Genomic DNA, 1,714 nt, shown 5'->3' with positions numbered 1-1,714 from the left:
TCGCGGTGCATCCCGACGACGAGCGCTACCGGCATCTGGTCGGCACCAACCTGGCGCACCCGTTCGTGGACCGTCAGCTCGTGGTGGTGGCCGACGAACACGTGGATCCCGAATTCGGTACCGGCGCAGTCAAAGTCACTCCCGCACACGACCCCAATGACTTCGAGATCGGACTCCGCCATGAGCTGCCGATGATCTCGATCATGGACACCAAGGGCCGAATCACCGGCACTGGAACGCAATTCGACGGCATGGACCGATTCCAGGCCAGGGTCGCGGTGCGCGAGGCGCTGGCGGCGCAGGGCCGGATCACCGAGGAGAAGCGGCCCTACCTGCACAGCGTCGGACACTCCGAGCGCAGCGGCGAGCCGATCGAACCGCGGCTGTCGCTGCAGTGGTGGGTCCGGGTGGAATCGCTCGCCAAGGCCGCCGGCGACGCGGTGCGCAACGGCGACACCGTGATTCACCCCGCCAGCCTGGAGCCGCGGTGGTTCTCCTGGGTCGACGACATGCACGACTGGTGCATTTCGCGTCAGCTGTGGTGGGGTCACCGCATTCCGATCTGGTACGGCCCCAACGGCGAACAGCGTTGCGTTGGTCCCGACGAGACCCCGCCGGAAGGTTGGGAGCAGGACCCCGACGTGCTGGACACCTGGTTCTCCTCGGGGCTGTGGCCGTTCTCCACGTTGGGCTGGCCGGACAAGACCCCGGAGCTCGAGAAGTTCTATCCCACAAGCGTTCTGGTCACCGGTTACGACATCTTGTTCTTCTGGGTGGCCAGGATGATGATGTTCGGCACCTTCGTCGGCGACGACGAGGCCATCACCCTGGGCGGCCGCCGCGGCCCGCAGGTGCCGTTCACCGATGTCTTCCTGCACGGGCTGATCCGCGACGAGTCCGGCCGCAAGATGAGCAAGTCCAAGGGCAACGTCATCGATCCGCTGGACTGGGTGGACGCGTTCGGCGCCGACGCGCTGCGGTTCACGCTGGCGCGCGGCGCCAGCCCCGGCGGTGACCTCGCGGTCGGCGAAGATCACGTCCGGGCGTCGCGCAACTTCTGTACCAAGCTGTTCAACGCCACCCGCTACGCGCTGCTCAACGGCGCTAAGCTGGCCCCGCTGCCGCCGCCGGCCGAACTCACCGACGCCGACCGCTGGATCCTCGGCCGGCTGGAAGAGGTTCGCGCGGAAGTTGATTCGGCGTTCGACAGCTACGAGTTCAGTCGCGCCTGCGAGGCGCTCTACCACTTCGCGTGGGACGAATTCTGCGACTGGTACGTGGAATTGGCCAAAACCCAATTGGCCGAAGGGATCACGCACACCACGGCCGTGCTGGCGGCGACGCTGGACACCCTGCTGCGGTTGCTGCACCCGGTGATCCCTTTCATCACCGAGGCCCTGTGGCAGGCCCTCACCGGTGACGAGGCCGAACACGAGTCGCTGGTGATCGCCGACTGGCCGCAGCCGTCCGGTATCGGCCTGGATCAGGTTGCCGCGCAGCGGATTACCGACATGCAAAAGCTGGTGACCGAGGTGCGCCGGTTCCGCAGCGACCAAGGGCTGGCGGACCGGCAGAAGGTGCCGGCCCGGATGGCCGGCGTCGACGAATCCGATCTGGGCACCCAGGTGAGCGCGGTGACCTCGCTGGCGTGGCTCACCGCAGCGGGCCCGCAGTTCCAACCGTCGGCGTCGGTGGAGGTCCGGCTGCGCCGCGG

Annotated in this window: 1 protein-coding gene; it reads left to right on the top strand. The window is 67.4% G+C overall.

Annotated elements, in window-relative coordinates:
• On the top strand, positions 1 to 1,714 hold a 1,714-nt coding region (locus A9W96_RS17965), incomplete at both ends, for a valine--tRNA ligase (RefSeq protein WP_067141759.1).

Source organism: Mycobacterium sp. 1245852.3, assembly GCF_001669335.1.
Classification (GTDB): Bacteria; Actinomycetota; Actinomycetes; order Mycobacteriales; family Mycobacteriaceae; genus Mycobacterium; species Mycobacterium europaeum_A.
Note: the sequence above shows the minus strand (reverse complement) of the source record. Positions and strands in the feature narration are given on the sequence as shown.